This is a genomic window from Ruegeria sp. N10 (genome assembly GCF_056531545.1).
The window spans coordinates 121,769-137,231 of the sequence record NZ_JBQFLY010000012.1 but is presented as its reverse complement, the minus strand read 5'-3'; the positions used below and the strand labels follow the sequence as shown (position 1 = coordinate 137,231).

Below are 15,463 nucleotides of genomic sequence, written 5' to 3'. Positions count from 1 at the left end.
TCGATGTAGTGCCAGTCCACGCCGTTTTCGTTCGCCCATTTCAGGATCGCCCGGCTGGTGAACTCTGTTCCATTATCACTGACAATGCTAGGTCATGTTGACAAAAGGGATCCACATCTGTCGGCGGGCATGATTCAAGCTGGTATCTACGACGGAGACCAGCTTGGCACGAGACCTGATGTCGGACGAGTAATGGGCGTTCTTTGAGCGGTTCATCTTGGCTGTCCGCGCCCCGAATGGACGCAAGCCTATCAACCACCGCCTTGTTCTTGATGGGATTTTCTGGATTTCCAGGACAGGGGCTCCGTGGCGCGACCTGCCGGAAGAGTTCGGCAAGTGGTTCAGCGTCTACCGACAGTTTCGGCGCTGGACACTGGCGGGGTTATGGGAAGAGATTATGGACGCCTTGAACCGAAGTGGAGCAGTGCCAGACGCCCTGCAAATGATCGATAGCACCGTAATCCGCGCCCATCATCAGGCAGCGGGTGCAAAAGGGGGACTCCGCGACAGGGTTTTGGCCGTTCGAGAGGTGGCTTCACGACCAAGATCCACCTTCTCGTAAACGCACAGGGCTTGCCCATGAGGACCGAGATCACACCGGGCCAGACATCTGACTATCGTGGTTTCGATTTGGTCATGGCAGATAATCTGCCTCAGCCGCGCGTGTTATTAGCAGATCGCGGCTATGATGCTGACAAAATACGCAAAAAGATGAATGATCGAGATGTGATGACCCAGATTCCCATGCGGAAAACCAGAAAGATGCGCGTTGGCGTCGACCGCTCACTTTATCGTCTGCGAAATCGGGTCGAGCGCTGCTTCAACAAGCTCAAGAACGCTCGGCGTGTTGCAACCCGCTACGACAAGACCGCAGAAAGCTTCCTGGGATTCATCGATATAACGTCCATCCGGCTTTGGTTTCGCCATTTGTCAACATGACCTAAGCGGCAAAATAACATCCTCACAAAAAATACCCCCAATAGTACCCCCATCTAAACTGATTTAAGCAGGATCATTTTGGACTGCATTGGACACAGCATTAGCGCTAGACATTGATAAATCAATGCTTTTTGTACATTCTTAGATATCTCTGGATCTAAGAGTGGTGCCCGGGGGCGGAATCGAACCACCGACACGAGGATTTTCAAACCGAAGCTTATTGAAAAGGCTCAACAGGTTAGTCACGAAAAATCTGTCAAACCCACCACGGCGCATCAAGCACTTGGCGGCGAATTGTCAAACCTTGCTCCTGAGCCCTCCCGATGAGCTGGCGCGTGGCAAACGCTTGTGCCGAGCGGAAGTTCGGGAGTGCGACGCGCAAGCAGATCATCATGTTTTTGGCGGACAAGGCCTCCGATGATGGGTCGGGCATCTGGTGTTCGAAAGGCACGATCCAGCGGCATACCGAATTGGGGGAAACAACGGTCAAGCGGACGATCCGGGAGTTCCTGAAGGAAGGCATCCTGGTCGAGACTGGCGCGCGCGGTTGCAAGAATGGCTTCACCGTTGTGTACCGGATCGATCTGGCCAAGATCGATGCGCTTGAACTGACCGCCGAGCCCGATATCGAGACGGGGGCCACAGTGGACCCCGTCCAGACTGGACCCGGAACGGGGGCCACAGTGGCCGGGGTACCGGGACCACCACGGCCCCCAAACCATCCTAAAACCATCCATAAACCACCTACGCGCAGGCGCGAGGCGGCGGCGGACGAAGAAGCTAAGAGGATTCTGGCCTCCTATCCGCCCGACCGAGTGCGCGGGAAGGCTGAGTGCCTCAGTCGGATAAGGGAGGGTTTGGACGCTGGGACAGAGGTCGAGGACCTGTTGCAGGCCGTGAAGGCCTACGCGGCGGACAGCGCGGGCTTCACCCGCTCCAAGGTTTGTTTCTCGGACAACTGGTTCAGGTCGGGACGGTGGCGCGCCTATGTCGAAGACATCGCCAAGGGCCGGGATGAAGCGAAAGCGAAGGAAGCCGAAATGCTTGCAGGCTTGGCGGGCTGGGTCACGGATCGCCATCCGCTTTGCCGCCACATCACACCCGGCCAAATTGATGCGCTCTTGGCCGCAGAGCTGGTAACGCAAGCGCAAATCCAGGCGGCAGGCCTCAGATCATGAGCACCACCGACTCCACCGAAGCGCAAACAGCAAGGCGACCCATGTCATACGGCTGCGCCGATGACACGGGACCTTGCGAGGGGCGGCACGCCTCCCCTTCGAACCCCACCGGCGTGGGCAAAGCCCCCGCCAAAGAGCCGCTCACCGAGACCTTCGTGTTCCGCTGCACCGCGTCCGAGAAGGCCCAGCTGCGCGCCAAAGCTGAAGCCGCTGGCTTGCCTGCCTCGACGCTGCTGCGGGAGGCGCTCGGCCTCACCGAGGTCCGCCGCCGCAAGCCAGTACCGCGTGTCGATCCGGCACTCGTGCTGGCGGTCGGGCGCATCGGCGGGAATCTCAACCAGATCGCTCGCTGGCTGAACCACGCCATGAAGACCGGGCGCACCGACCTCGACACGCTGACAGTCGCGCGCCGCCTTGTTGTGATTGAACGCCAACTCGCCGCTCTCCTCGAAGAGGCGCGGCGGTGCTGATCAAGTTCTTCCCCAATGGCAAGGGCGCGGGCGCGGGTCCGGTCGGGTACCTCGTGGCCGAGCGGGTGCTGGCCTATGACGCCGACCGCGACCTTATCCGTGATGCCGACGGCCAACCCAAGACCGTCACCCGCGATCCACTGCCGGAGGTGCTGCGCGGTAACCCCGAGCGCACCGAGGCCCTGATCGACGCCAGCCGCCACCAATGGACCTACCGCGCGGGTGTGATCAGCTTTGCGGGCACAGACGCCCCGACCGAGGACCAGCAGGCTGAGGTTATGGACCAGTTCGAGCGGCTGGCCTTCGCGGGGCTGGACCCTGAGCAATATGAGGTGCTCTGGGTCCGCCATCGCCACGAAGGCCGGGTCGAGCTTCACTTCTGCACGCCGCGCCTGGAGCTGACGACAGGCAAAAGTCTCAACATCGCCCCACCGGGCTATCAGGACGCCTATGACAGCCTGCGCGACGAGATGAATCAGCGCCACGACTGGGCCGATCCGATGGACGTAGAGCGGGCGCAAGAGGTCCGGGACACCATAGAGGCCCCAACTCGCGCCCAAGGCCGGGACGAGCTGCACACCTGGATACAGGACCAGATCGACATGGGCCTGATCGCCGACCGCGCGACCATGATCGAGGCGCTTACCGACGCGGGCTTCGATCTCCCGCGCACGGGCAAAGCCTACATCACCGCCCGTGATCCCGAGACTAGCGAGCGTTGGCGGCTGAAAGGAGAGATTTTCCATGAAGACTGGCAAGCCGACCAGGCTGAGCGAGAAGCTGAACGCGGAGCTCGACGAGATCAGACAGGAACACGTCGCCTCGATCTCATCCCAGCTCAAGAGCTTCAGGATCGATTTGAAGAACATTGTGGGCGCCGCGCAGCATACCATCGCGAGCGATACGCGCCGATTTCAGACCGAGACCGCGAGCCTGTTCGAGACGCGGCTGAGGTCGATCCGCCTCTGGCTGACGATCTCGCCCTGGCTGATCGCGGCGATGGTGCTGACGGGGATCGCCTCGATGATGGCCGCGAGCTTTTTCTGGACTGTGCACCTGACACGCTCGGAGCTGATGGAATTGGGCCTCACACGGATCGAACGACCCGAGGGGACCTGGCTGATCCTGGACCCGTCGAAGACACGGCTCAGGACCTGCACGATGGACGAGAGACACGTGACCTGCATTCGGATCGAGGAGGATTAGATGACCCAACTGACAGCCTTGGAACGCGACTTGCTCGCCTGCGTCGAGCGGTTGGTGACGGCGTCAGAAGCCTCCGCGAGGGATTTGACCGCCTTGGAAACACGCTCGACCGGCAAGATCGAGAGGGAGCTGGCTGGCTTGAGAGACTGCGTAACTTTGCTCATTCGTTCGCAAGCCGCATCCATGAAGGCCTTGAGCGGATTGCTGAACGACGAGGCGAATTACAAGACGCTGGGCGAGACCTTGCAGCAGAGCTTGACCTTAGCGAAAGCCGCCGCCGAGAGGTTGAGGGACAGCTAGACAGTCAGGAGGCGCATGCGGAACGGGGGTTGAGGCATTGAGCCCCCGAAGGAATTTGCAAGCTCTGTGGAGCTTGAAGCTTGTTACTTTGAGCGGTAAGAACGAATTAAGAACATGGCAGATAGAATGCCTTCAGTGTTGCTTTGCTTTGGCACAACTGGTTGTATAAAGGTAAAGAGAGCGGACAAAATGCAGGCATTTGGCAAGCTTTTTCCGTGTCTTTGCGATTTGGGTGGAAGATGATGAATGGGCAGACCGTAATTGATTTGTTCTGTGGCGCTGGCGGCCTGTCCGAAGGCATGCGTCAAGCGGGATTCCATGTGCTTTCGGGCAACGATATCGACGAGCACGCGGGTTCGACGTTTGCCGCGACACACCCCCAGGCCACATTCATTCCAGGTTCAATCTACGACTTGGCCGCAAGTGATTTCTTGCAAGCGACGGGATTAAGGAAGTTCGAGCTCGATGTCCTGGCAGGCGGCCCACCGTGCCAGGGCTACTCCGTCTACAATCACCAGCGCGGTATGCACGACCAACGCAGCCATTTATTCAAGGAGTACCTCCGGATCGTTGAGGGCTTGATGCCCAAGTGGCTGGTTATGGAGAATGTTACCGGGATCATGTCCGCCGGTGAAGGCGAAGCCTTTCAAGCCGTTTTGTCAGGTATTCGTAGTCTCGGCTACAACGTCGAAGCTCAAATTCTGAGGGCAGAAGAGTATGGCGTTCCTCAAGAACGCCGTCGCGTTGTTTTCATCGGCAACCGTATAGGTGCCCCTATTGTCTGGCCGACAAAAACTCACGGTCCTAACTTGCAGCCGTACACCACAATCCGCGATGCACTGTCTGATCTCCCTGAGCTTGTTAACGGCGAGGATCGCGGTGTAACGAACTACAGAACGCGGGCTAACTCAGACTTTCAGGCGCAGCTCAGGCGCGGATCGAGCAAGGTTCACAACCATTCGGCTTCGAAGCTCGGAGCCATAAATTTGGAGCGTATGCAGCACATTCCACAAGGTGGCAGTTGGCGCGACGTGCCATATGATCTGCTGCCAGCTGGGATGAAACGAGCCAAGCGAAGCGATCATACAAAAAGATATGGGAGGATGCGTTGGGATGGCCTTGCCTGCACTATCCTCACCAAATGCGACATTCATTGGGGAGCCTACATTCACCCAGAACAAGATCGCAGCATTACTGTTCGCGAAGCCGCGCGCCTTCAGTCTTTCCCGGATTGGTTCCACTTCGCTGGGCCACGAACCGAACAGTTCGTTCAAGTAGGAAACGCAGTTCCGCCACTGATGGGAAAGTGCATCGGACTCGCGATTTTGGACGCAATCAGGTCAGAAACCAACAGCTCGCAGCTAGAAGCTGCTATTGCCTAGCTTCTTGAACGAGTGTCACAGACTCTTCTTGCGTCTAAGTGCCTTCAGTTTGGTCGAAATCGTATCTTCATAAATGCCTAATGGTGGCAAGTTTTGAGGGGAAACGAAGGCAAACGCGATCTGCTCAACTGTGGTTGTAAACTCAGTCACAAGCTCGATTGGGCGTTCGCCAGCTGACCAATCTTCAACAAGCTGATAGGAATGGAAGGTCACTGTGCCCGGACCCTTTGGGTACTCCAAAAGTGCGCCGCCAATCCGAGTCCGGATCTTCTGCAAGACCGGGTCAGGCAAAACAAAAAACAGGCCGTGTCGTGCTAATTTCTCGCGCCTTAGAGCGTGCCCTTTGTAAATTATTTGGGGCAGAATTCTCTTTGTAACATTCTCCCAATTGAACCCAGCGTTGGTTCCGCCCTCACCCCATTTGCTGGGGTGTGGTTGTTCGGCGTAGTAGCTTGTGGACGCTTTCTTGTAACTGTTTGTGGTATCGATGGTTTGTACTTCGACGGCAACAATTGCCCGCGGTTCAAGCTCAGGGCCCACAGAAGTAAGCAAAAAGTCTACCTTAAAGGAACCTGTTTCGCCCTCGGCCGCCGGGGCCTTGATCCCGACTTCACCGCTATACCCTTGACCAAAAACTACTACTTCGCAACCGGTCAGAGAATTACTCCTCCTGCGCTTTTCGGCCTCTAAGTCTGTAACAAGCTCGGAGCTAGGCCCAAACGACTTTTCAGCGATCGTTGAGACTACCTCAAATTGACTTCCATAAAGACGGTTGGGGCAAATTATGACTGGAGGGGAATCTGGAGCTTGCAGGACGCAAGCACCGCCGCTTTGCGATTTTTTGCACTTGTCGTCGACAAAAGGACACCATCGCCTTGCGGCGTATGACTTGCTTTCTGACGATAGTGGCTCGAAGCCATGAAACTCTAGAACCTTTGTGGGCATTGCTCGACTCCGTTTGCCTCAGCAAACCGATGTGTGCCGGATTCTTCAACTAGGATTCGAAAATAGTTCCGTAGACTTAAGCCGCTGCAACTAAGCACATTGTGTCGAACAGTTTGTCTTTCCAGTCATCATGATCAAAGTGATCCCCTGCTGAAACAGCCTTAACAAGGCGTAGCCGGTCCATCACAATTCCCGCATCTCTGCTGACCTCCTTCAGTTTGTTGTCCGGGACTACGAAAGGGATTGCAAAGACCTTAGCAGGACTGACTTTCAACGTGGAAAACCACTTGAAGAACTTCGCCGAAACGTCATTTAGCTTGCTGTCCCAATCGTTGCCACACGCACACTGTCCAAAATAGAACGGTTGGCCAACCGGTCGCCCGCATCCAAAGTCCTTCCAAAGAATGTAGTCAACGCCCTCGTCTCCTTGGCGGGGGCCTTCGTCTGGCAAGTCGTCAATCGGTTGCCAACGAAGCTCCCCACTATTCTCGATGGCAACGCCTACTGCCTTTTTGAATCTCTTGTGTTCATTCGGAAAACCAATGTGACAAAACTTGGTATTTGGCCCGAGAAAATTTGCTGTGAGTACGGTCGCAAGACGTTCAAATTGCCTCGGAAAATCCTTGAAGCGGCCTGTTGTGAGACTGGGCGATAATGACGTGCATAACAAGAACTCGTAAACAAGTGTCTCTGACTGATCGTAGGTCAGTACATCACCTTCCAATCGGAAGGGGTACAAATCGCCTAGCGACTTGGATCGACGCTCGAGTTCTTCGAGGATCTGCGAAGAAGCTGTATCCAAAGAGGTTTCGTGAGACTGCCAAGCTTCTTCAGCCACACCATCGTCTGCGGAGTAACTCTCTTCTAATGTATCAGCTATCGAATCGTCGCGAACTCCGGACGAAGCGCGAGACTTCCCAAAGCGGAGCGCAACCAACTCCGCCTGATCTGCATCCTTGGATACTTTGAGAAAATGACCTCTCAGAAAGTAGGAATGGTCAGTCGACATCTTCTTCGAATTCCCTATCCGTAATCTCCTTGAGACGTTTTGCCAAATCTGACGCGGAGGACCTTACTTTTACTGAGGTCCCAAGATGTTGTTTGGCGGAGTCTAAAGCGGGTGGCGTCTCAGAAACGGAAGCCACCAAGTCGGAAAGGATCGAACGGACCCTACTCAAATTTTCCTCAAGCTTTTCTTCAATCGGCTTAGTCTTGTCGAGAACTGTTATAAGATCACTGCCTGTCTTTAGCAGAGCGACCTTGTCGGGGTCAGAGAACGCCTTGGCAAGATCAATAAGCTGACGAGAGTCGACGATTGCCGAGCTTCGCCCAGTTTTCCGATCACCAAACATCGCTTCAACGACGATAGAGGCGTTGTCAAGCTTATCTTCTGGAATCGGATTCGCTCGCTCCGATACCTTCTCGCTCAATCCACAGAAGTCGCGAGCCGCTCGATAGCCCAATATGGTGTAGACCCACGAAAAGGGATACTCTGAAACACTTCCGCGACCACGTTTCTGACTGTCGCTCGGGCGAAAATTCCCTGTCTCGATTAGCTGCCGAATGAAGCGATACCCTTCTAGCAGCCTGACAACAGTACTGTGTTGATCCCCAATCATTTCGGTAATCTTGGAGATCGGCATACCCGTTTCATCGGTGATCTTGGCAACCCAAGACGCCTTGGCATAAGAGTCCCAAGCTTGAGCCGCTGCAATGTGCCGAACTCCCAAATACGAAAGCATAGTCTCTGCGGCCGGACCGTCGGGTTCGAAAATAAGGACGGGAATTGGTTCTATTGCAGGGCTTCCGTTTGCTTTCCAAGCGGCCTGAACCCTGGCAGTTAAGCGCTCCTGGCGAACTGCCCTTGGATCACCCAAAAGAACGATGCACGCACAAAGACGCCGGTTCCCCTCTTTGACTACTAAGGAACCATCTGGCTGACGCACGCAAACAAGTGGTTCTGCTGCAAAGAAACCATTCATAGCAAGCGAGCTGACCACATCTTCAATGCCAAATTTATCGATGATCAGATCGACAAGCTGGGATTGCTCAATACCCCGCTCAAGGTCACCAAACCTAGGATTGCTCTCATCTAGAAGCAGCTCCGCGATATTCTTTCTATCTGGAGTGCCGCCAGACACATTTTCGGGTAGGTTTGTCACTATTCACTCCTAAAGAGTTTGCCGGAGCAGTTAAGTCGCAATGTTGGAATACGACAACGTGGTTGCATCGGTCTTAGCAAGACGATCGGAGTGGGAAAAGAGGCGGAAAAGTCAAACTCAAACATTCCCCTGTTCCTTAAGCCGCTTCTCAAAGTATTGCTCTATACCAAGCGCAAGGGCAAAAGCTGGAAAAAGTATTACCACTGCGAAACCCGTGACCGCAGCAGCTAAAGGAAGCAGGCCAGGCAGAACGCCGGCATCCCAAAAGTTGTAAACAAGAGCCCAAATCGCGAGATACGCTAACGAGACCGCAGCAGCCGCAATCATCACTGGGCGCGTTAAGCGCGTGATTTCTCTTTGCATCTTTTCGGTGCTGGCCAACTGATGGCATTGCCATGTCTTAGTGTGTGTAAAGTCCATTTTCACTCCCTCAATAGCTCGATCCAGGTATGGACGTCGTCCATGGCGATCTCTTTCCCTTCGAGGAAAGAGCGGTACCAGCGCGCCGAAATTGCGCCGCGCTTTTCACTTTTCAGTTTGATACCGTTCTCTGACAGGTACCTGTCCAGCTCGACCTCAAACTCTTCCAGCTTGTCCAGGTCGTGCTTGAGCCGCACAGCTTCTACGCCAAGCAATATCCAGCTCAAGTCCACGTCAAATTGCCGGTGCAACTTGATCAGAGCTTCAATTGGAATCGACCGCTTGCCTAACTCGTAGCTCTGATAGGCGCGCAACGACATTCCGAGGGCTTCGGCCATTTTTGCCTGAGACAACGCCTTCTCGTTTCTGGTGATGGCGAGGCGCGCTCCAAGCGCAGCTAGGTAATTTTCCGCACGTTCTGCCATTGCCGAGGCAATCCACTTGTGTTTGCGCTCAATTGAATGCTATACGCACAAATGAACGCCATTGGTTGTGTTTCGTTATCGGAGCACGGCTCGTCCAAGCAATCAACCTGATTCACGCTAACTTCTGAAAAGGAGAAGGTTTTGGCTCACGAAAAGCTCCTATCACCGAAAGAACTTAGTTCAATGGTTGGCCTAAGCGTTGCGCAAGTTCGAGCGTTGATGAACAGCGGAAAGCTCGAGTTTGTAGAAATATCCCCTAAGACCAAGCTCTTGACCATGAGCGGATGGGAGCGGTTTCAGAAGAACGCGACCAAGGTCAAAGGGGCCGAGGGTTCGGCGGTGAATTGACGGGGGTGTCCGGTTATGGCGACGACCAATCTCAATATCAGCGTGATCGACAAGCGCATGCTGAAGCAATCTGAGGCCGCTAGTTATGCCGGGTTGCCGGTGAAGCACTTCAAGGCGGCTTGTCCCGTGCGACCCGTTGAGTTGAAGCAAGGCACGTTGCTCTGGGATCGCCGTGATCTCGATCTCTGGATTGATGATGTGAAATCAGGGTCCGTGACAGACGCCCGCGAAACCATTCTGGACCGGCTTTGATGACACAGGTGCGGGTCAAGGGGTTCAAGATTTTCAAGGACCGGCACGGCAAGCAGCGATGCTATCATCGCGAGACCGGCCATAAGGTTGACCTGACACACGCGCCCATAGGTTCCGCCGAGTTCTATGCCGAATGTGAAACGATACGCGCCATCGCCGAAGCGCAGCGGGCGAAAGCACCGAAGGCCGGAACGCTTGGCGGGCTAATCCAGTCCTACTTTGAAACCGAGCACTACCAGAACCTCGCCGAAGCCACCCGGCGAGACTATCGCAAATGCGCCGACTTCCTTGAGCCGATCCGCGACACGCCGATCCATGTGATCGACACACCGCTGATCGCAGGCATCCACGACAAAGCTGCAAAGAAGATTGGTTGGCGGCGGGCCAATATGGTCCGAACCCTCCTAAGCGAGGTATTTCGGTACAACATCCCGAAAGGGCTCATCTCGGCTAACTTCGCAAAGGATGTCATACCCAAGCGCCGCCCGCGCGATCGCGCCTATGCCAATCGCCCTTGGACCATCGAGGAGCGAGACACCGTCCTGGGCAAAGCCAAGCCCCATGTTCGCGTGGCCCTCGCCTTGATGATGAACACCGGCCTCGATCCGTCGGATGCCCTGCGCCTGCGGAAGGATCAGGTCGATGACGGCACGATTTGGGGCGTGCGCGGTAAGACTGGCGAAGAGGTTGCGATTCCGGTCAGCCCGACGCTGCAAGAGGCGCTGGACCGTATGTCCGACCACGACGCCAAAACCGTGCTTTCCAATTCGCGCGGCGAGGCGTGGACCTACAACGGCTTTTCGACCGTTTGGCACCGCTTCAAGACCACCCTTGAGAATGAAGGCCTTATCGAAAAAGGCCTGACCCTCAAGGGCTTGCGGCACACGGTCGCCACGACTTTGCGCGAGGCCGGGCTGGATGAACGCCGCATCGCGGACCTTCTGGGGCAGAAAACACCCTCCATGGCGCGGCACTATTCACGGTCAGCGAACCTTGCGGACAAGAACCGCGAGACGATGGCGACATTGGAAGAAGAGAACCGAAGGCGAGCCCAAAGTGTCAAACCTTCGCAGAAAAGCGTCAAACCTGACCGAAACGAGGATCAGCCATGAGCAGAAAATATAAACATATCAGCTTGTTAAGTGGTGCCCGGGGGCGGAATCGAACCACCGACACGAGGATTTTCAATCCACTGCTCTACCCCTGAGCTACCCGGGCACGGGAACGACGTTTGTCGTTGGGTGGAGGCGTTCTATGACTTGCTACCGGCAGTGTCCAGAGGCTTTTTTACATTTTTTCAGTGCGGTCGCATTGTATTGTGTTCGTCCGCATCGGCCTCAGTCTCAGGGTCGTCTTCACGCTGAGACGGGACCGCGTAAGAGCCATTCAGCCACTTGGCCAGATCAATGTCTGCGCAGCGTTTCGAACAGAACGGGCGGAACTTCTTTTGCGTTTCTTCTCCGCAGATCGGGCAGCTCATTTCAGGATCTCAGCGACAGGTAACCGGCTGCGTTTGCGCTGCAACTCGAAATGACCCAGAGGTGTCCACCCCGCCAATATCGTCTCGTCCGGATCCGACTTGAAGGCGGCACGCAGGGCGGATTCGAACCCTCGGCGGTCTTTCTTGGGCATCGGAGCCAGATCCAGTGTGATCTGCCCTGCCAGCCCGCGCACACGCAATGCACGTGGCAGAGCTTTGGCACAAGCGAAGTTGGCTTTTGTTCCTGCCGCCAGCGACGTATCCGCGCCTGTGTTCACATCTACGGCCACTAATGCGCGGGTTGGTTCGATATAGAGGTATCCGCCTCCGGGGAGAGGTTCGGAAATGCCACGGGCAACATCCAGCGCATCCAGCACACCATGGGTTTCAAAACTGCCGGTTTTAGTCACAACCTCGGCAGGGTCGGTCCAGTCGCGCCATGCCAATATATGCGGGCTGTCACCTTCGCTGAGCAGTTCGACGTCGGACCCCTCGTCGTTCATCACTTGTTCAGCTTGCGCAAGCATGGCCGAAATGTCGTCGGCAATGTCACCGGCATCCGCATCCATGCAGCACGAGCGGAGGATCAACCCATAAGGGCTGTCGCCCATTTGTTCATGCGCGATTTCAAGCAGTTGATCCCGCTTGTCTTCATCCTTGATGCTGCGCGAGATGTTCAGGCCCGGCGCGTCGGGTGTGACAATGGCAAAGCGGCTTTTGAACAGGATACGGTTGGTTACAGGGATGGCCTTGCCAGGCTCGGCATATCCGCCAACCTGCACCAAAAGCGTGGCACCCGGCGCCAACCCTTTGACTTGTCGCAGAAAAGCTGGGCCGTCGGGTGTGGTCAGGAACATGCCGCCCTGCCCCTTGACCGGTCGATCGGCACGGGCGCGATAGATGGTGCCCGGCGCGGGTGCGTCGGCGGCGATCAGGAGATCATCAAGCTTTCCGTCGACCATCAATGCCGCGGCCTCGCGGTCTTGGATATGGTCCAGAACGATGGTTCGACCCTTCATGATGCCTCGCTATATAGTGGGTAGCCGATCCCTTGCAGCAAGGCGGCGGTCTCGGACAGGGGCAGCCCCACGATGCCAGTGAACGAGCCCGAAATCCATGGGATGAATGCGCCAGCAGGGCCCTGGATCGCGTAGGCCCCGGCTTTACCCTGCCAATCACCGGTCGCTAGGTAGGCGTTGATTTCAACGTCCGACAGGCGTTTGACCTTGACCTGCGAGACGACATCACGTTGCAGGATGCGATTCCCGCGCCGAACGGCGACCGAAGTGATCACCCGGTGACGACGACCGGACAAAGCGTACAGGAACTCTGCGGCCTGACCCTCATCCTCGGGCTTGCCCAGAATACGCCGCCCCAGTGCAACAGTCGTGTCCGCGCAAAGCGTGATGTCGTCGCTATCCGATTGAACTGCCTTTACTTTTTCTCGTGTAATGCGGCTGCAATACGGAACAGGAAGCTCACCCTTCAGCGGTGTTTCATCGATGTCAGGGGGACGGATGGCGTCGGGCTGCACGCCAAGCTGCGCCAGCAGGTCCAGCCGCCTTGGGCTGCCCGATCCCAGGATAAACGCCATCTCGGCAGACGTTATTTGAAGCGGTAGTTGATCCGACCCTTGGTCAGATCATAGGGGGTCATCTCGACCTGAACCTTGTCGCCGGCCAGAACACGGATGCGGTTCTTGCGCATCTTTCCTGCCGTATGTGCGATGATTTCATGGCCGTTTTCCAGCTCGACCCGAAACGTCGCATTAGGCAGGAGTTCCTTCACGACACCGGGAAATTCGAGCGTATCTTCCTTGGCCATGTTGTCTCCATCATTAGGTTGCGCCCGCAGAATCTGCGGGGATGTGCGCTTAAATGAGCCTATTTTTCCCTTATTTCAAGGGCGGATTCATCTAAAGGGTGGATAATGTGACCGTTTCGACTCGGGCGTCCTGCTCTGGCCAATGGGTCCGGTTCAGCACGTGGCCATCGGCGCGAACCTCTGCGATGGCAGACAGGTCGACATCCGCATAGGTCCAGCCGGGCTGATTCAGAGTGCCCTCGGCCAGCACTCCGGTGGCTGGGAACCCCTTGTCCGGCGGGCCGAAAACGCCGCCCATGCCGGTATTCATGTCCACAGCTTCGGACCAGCCGTTGGCTCCGACCAGCGACGACATGACCGTAACACATTGATTTTCCAAGGCTCTTGACATCGATCCAATGCGAACACGCCAATATCCCGACAGCGCTTCGGTGCAGGACGGTACAAGGATCATATCCGCTTCGCTGAGTGCGCGGCCCAACAAGGGAAACTCGCTGTCATAGCAGATCAGAACACCGATTTTGCCCAGCGCGGTGTCGAACAGCTTGAGCGGACCGCCCGGAGCGATATCCCAGTCCTCGCGTTCAAAGCGGGTCATGATCTGCTTGTCCTGATGGTCGCGGCCACCGTCCGGGGCGTAGAACGCGGCGCGGTTCACCGGGCGACCGGACCCATCCACAACCGGGGCCGATGCACCCAGAATGTACGTTTTGTACGCGCTTGCGAGGCGCGAGTGCAAATTTTGTACATCCTCGAACCGGTCGGAAACCGCGCGGATCGAACGTTCAAGATCACCCGCCACCTCGGCACCATCAAGCGTCGACACCTCCATCGCGCCGTATTCGGGGAACACCAGCAGCCCGGCCCCCTGCCCGGCAGCCTCGGCAACCCATCGGTCCAGCTTGTCCTCGTACTGCGCCCAGCTGTCGAGCCAGTCGAGATTATACGCTGCGGTTGCGACTTTCATTGATGGGATCCCCTGAGCCGATGTGTCGAGGCACTAAACCGTGAGAGCCGTCGCGTGTACAGATCAATCTGGTGCGGGGGGATGGGTGAAGGGGAGGAAGAGCCCTAGGCGGCCGTCGTCACTAGAACAGGATGCTGCGAGTGCGTTTGACAGCACCGAGCCCCAACCGGTCATTGCCGAATGACTAGCTTGCTGCATTCGCATTGGTCCAGTCCCAATCGAAACCGGACCTTAGATGTGATTCTTACGAAATAGGATTTGTTTTGCGTAATCTGTTGTTCAAATCATGATAAGTTTTCCAACCATCCGCGGACGGTTGCTGCAAGTAGTGCACAAGGACATTTTCTTTCATAGATGGAGTTGATTGTGGGATGTTGCACAAAAAGTGGAAGAAATAGTACAGAACATCTTCCTCAAAATCTTTAAATACAAACCCGTCTGTACCCACATTGAAGTGCAAGTTTTTATTCGAATTTAGAACAATAACTCCATCCAAACAGCAAATTATGTCAAATTGTTGCGAGATAGGGACCGAGTTATTTACGTAATAGTCAACAATTGTCTCTACTAAATTCCTCAAATCAGCATATGTGCTCTTCGAAAAAATGATGCTTGGCACCCGCAAAGCCAAATCTTGTTGTGCCTCGGATCGCGCTGCTCGCCCCAACAAGAGGCCATCCGTTCGTCTTTTGAGTAGTTTTACGGATTGCAACTGCTTCAATGCTCTGTGGATTTCATTCTCGCTATCAAGGTTTGGTTTCAATTCGATAGCGTAATCAACCCCTTCAGCAACGATGAATGAATATTGCTCGTCCTCATTTGCTGTATGAGGATGTGATGGATTTACGACCAATGCGTCAATTGATTGGCTACGTTTTCCGTATGAATCTGAGATGTTGCCTTTTGTCACCCGATAAGGGAAAGGAAAATAAGTTCTTAGAAATTTGTGGAGTGCATTTTCACGCCTGTCCGAAATCTCTTGCGGCGTGCCTTGCCCTTCAACCGAAGCTTTCTCAAATGCGGATATCAGTTCACAGCGCTGAATTCGTAATAGTTTTTGCAAATTGTTCATCTAATTATTCTTTGTGAATGTAAGTTGATCGTCGGGGCTTGCTCAGATTTAGCATGTGACATTGCAAAGTACACTCCTGCGCATTGCTGCTGT

Annotated in this window: 18 protein-coding genes and 1 tRNA gene; 7 read left to right on the top strand and 12 right to left on the bottom strand. The window is 55.4% G+C overall.

The features are described 5' to 3' along the window. Positions 1–214: 214 nt before the first annotated feature. The 5 genes from ACR0JI_RS16020 to ACR0JI_RS16000 all read left to right on the top strand — a co-directional run bounded on the left by ACR0JI_RS16020 (position 215) and on the right by ACR0JI_RS16000 (position 5,475). Positions 215–939, top strand: a protein-coding gene (locus tag ACR0JI_RS16020; protein WP_480495184.1) for an IS5 family transposase whose coding sequence is annotated in 2 segments (ribosomal slippage) — positions 215–488 and positions 488–939 — 726 coding nt in all. Because the reading frame shifts where the segments join, the coding sequence is not laid out codon by codon here. A 323-nt stretch (positions 940–1,262) separates the two neighbouring features. Continuing rightward, positions 1,263–2,117 carry a hypothetical protein gene (locus ACR0JI_RS16015; protein ID WP_480495027.1) on the top strand — a complete coding sequence of 285 codons (855 nt, stop codon included), beginning with the start codon at positions 1,263–1,265 and terminating at the stop codon, positions 2,115–2,117. Continuing rightward, the gene (locus tag ACR0JI_RS16010) at positions 2,114–2,587 is read left to right on the top strand and encodes a plasmid mobilization protein (protein ID WP_480495029.1); all 474 of its coding nucleotides are present in this window, start codon (positions 2,114–2,116) and stop codon (positions 2,585–2,587) included. Before ACR0JI_RS16015 ends, ACR0JI_RS16010 begins: the two co-directional genes overlap by 4 nt. Further along, positions 2,581–4,134 (top strand): relaxase family protein, encoded by a 1,554-nt coding sequence (locus tag ACR0JI_RS16005; protein WP_480495031.1) that lies wholly within the window; start codon positions 2,581–2,583, stop codon positions 4,132–4,134. Before ACR0JI_RS16010 ends, ACR0JI_RS16005 begins: the two co-directional genes overlap by 7 nt. A gap of 201 nt (positions 4,135–4,335) precedes the next feature. Then, on the top strand, positions 4,336–5,475 hold the full coding sequence (locus ACR0JI_RS16000) for a DNA cytosine methyltransferase (protein WP_480495033.1): 1,140 nt from the start codon (positions 4,336–4,338) through the stop codon (positions 5,473–5,475). Positions 5,476–5,490: 15 nt separating this feature from the next. Here ACR0JI_RS16000 and ACR0JI_RS15995 read toward each other — a convergent pair whose 3' ends face one another. From ACR0JI_RS15995 to ACR0JI_RS15975, 5 genes are all read right to left on the bottom strand, one after another. Further along, positions 5,491–6,420 carry a hypothetical protein gene (locus ACR0JI_RS15995; RefSeq protein WP_480495035.1) on the bottom strand — a complete coding sequence of 310 codons (930 nt, stop codon included), beginning with the start codon at positions 6,418–6,420 and terminating at the stop codon, positions 5,491–5,493. A 76-nt stretch (positions 6,421–6,496) separates the two neighbouring features. After that, positions 6,497–7,429, bottom strand: coding sequence for a hypothetical protein (locus ACR0JI_RS15990; protein WP_480495037.1), 933 nt, complete (start codon positions 7,427–7,429; stop codon positions 6,497–6,499). Next, a complete protein-coding gene (locus ACR0JI_RS15985; RefSeq protein ID WP_480495039.1) occupies positions 7,419–8,582 on the bottom strand; it encodes a hypothetical protein in 1,164 nt (387 codons plus the stop codon). Before ACR0JI_RS15985 ends, ACR0JI_RS15990 begins: the two co-directional genes overlap by 11 nt. Before the next feature lie 117 nt (positions 8,583–8,699). After that, the gene (locus tag ACR0JI_RS15980) at positions 8,700–9,002 is read right to left on the bottom strand and encodes a hypothetical protein (RefSeq protein ID WP_480495041.1); all 303 of its coding nucleotides are present in this window, start codon (positions 9,000–9,002) and stop codon (positions 8,700–8,702) included. A gap of 2 nt (positions 9,003–9,004) precedes the next feature. After that, positions 9,005–9,427, bottom strand: a complete 423-nt coding sequence (locus ACR0JI_RS15975) for a helix-turn-helix domain-containing protein (protein ID WP_480495043.1) — start codon at positions 9,425–9,427, stop codon at positions 9,005–9,007. 363 nt (positions 9,428–9,790) lie between these two features. Between ACR0JI_RS15975 and ACR0JI_RS15970 the strand changes: the two genes are divergently transcribed. Further along, on the top strand, positions 9,791–10,027 hold the full coding sequence (locus tag ACR0JI_RS15970) for a hypothetical protein (protein WP_480495045.1): 237 nt from the start codon (positions 9,791–9,793) through the stop codon (positions 10,025–10,027). After that, a complete protein-coding gene (locus tag ACR0JI_RS15965; RefSeq protein ID WP_480495047.1) occupies positions 10,027–11,139 on the top strand; it encodes a tyrosine-type recombinase/integrase in 1,113 nt (370 codons plus the stop codon). Before ACR0JI_RS15970 ends, ACR0JI_RS15965 begins: the two co-directional genes overlap by 1 nt. Positions 11,140–11,170: 31 nt before the next feature. Here the strand turns inward: ACR0JI_RS15965 and ACR0JI_RS15960 are convergent. The 7 genes from ACR0JI_RS15960 to ACR0JI_RS15930 all read right to left on the bottom strand — a co-directional run bounded on the left by ACR0JI_RS15960 (position 11,171) and on the right by ACR0JI_RS15930 (position 15,370). Further along, a tRNA-Phe gene (locus tag ACR0JI_RS15960) sits at positions 11,171–11,245 on the bottom strand. A gap of 79 nt (positions 11,246–11,324) precedes the next feature. Further along, on the bottom strand, positions 11,325–11,507 hold the full coding sequence (locus ACR0JI_RS15955; protein ID WP_480495049.1) for a DNA gyrase inhibitor YacG: 183 nt from the start codon (positions 11,505–11,507) through the stop codon (positions 11,325–11,327). Further along, positions 11,504–12,526 (bottom strand): ribonuclease E/G, encoded by a 1,023-nt coding sequence (locus tag ACR0JI_RS15950; protein WP_480495051.1) that lies wholly within the window; start codon positions 12,524–12,526, stop codon positions 11,504–11,506. Before ACR0JI_RS15950 ends, ACR0JI_RS15955 begins: the two co-directional genes overlap by 4 nt. Continuing rightward, complete coding sequence (locus ACR0JI_RS15945) at positions 12,523–13,101, bottom strand: Maf family protein (RefSeq protein WP_480495053.1); 579 nt, start codon at positions 13,099–13,101, stop codon at positions 12,523–12,525. The genes ACR0JI_RS15950 and ACR0JI_RS15945 overlap by 4 nt, the downstream gene beginning before the upstream one ends. 11 nt (positions 13,102–13,112) lie before the next feature. Then, the gene (gene infA / locus ACR0JI_RS15940) at positions 13,113–13,331 is read right to left on the bottom strand and encodes a translation initiation factor IF-1 (RefSeq protein ID WP_005978431.1); all 219 of its coding nucleotides are present in this window, start codon (positions 13,329–13,331) and stop codon (positions 13,113–13,115) included. Positions 13,332–13,422: 91 nt separating this feature from the next. Next, a complete protein-coding gene (locus tag ACR0JI_RS15935; protein WP_480495055.1) occupies positions 13,423–14,298 on the bottom strand; it encodes a carbon-nitrogen hydrolase family protein in 876 nt (291 codons plus the stop codon). 244 nt (positions 14,299–14,542) lie between these two features. Further along, positions 14,543–15,370, bottom strand: a complete 828-nt coding sequence (locus ACR0JI_RS15930; protein WP_480495056.1) for a DUF6602 domain-containing protein — start codon at positions 15,368–15,370, stop codon at positions 14,543–14,545. Positions 15,371–15,463 lie beyond the last annotated feature (93 nt).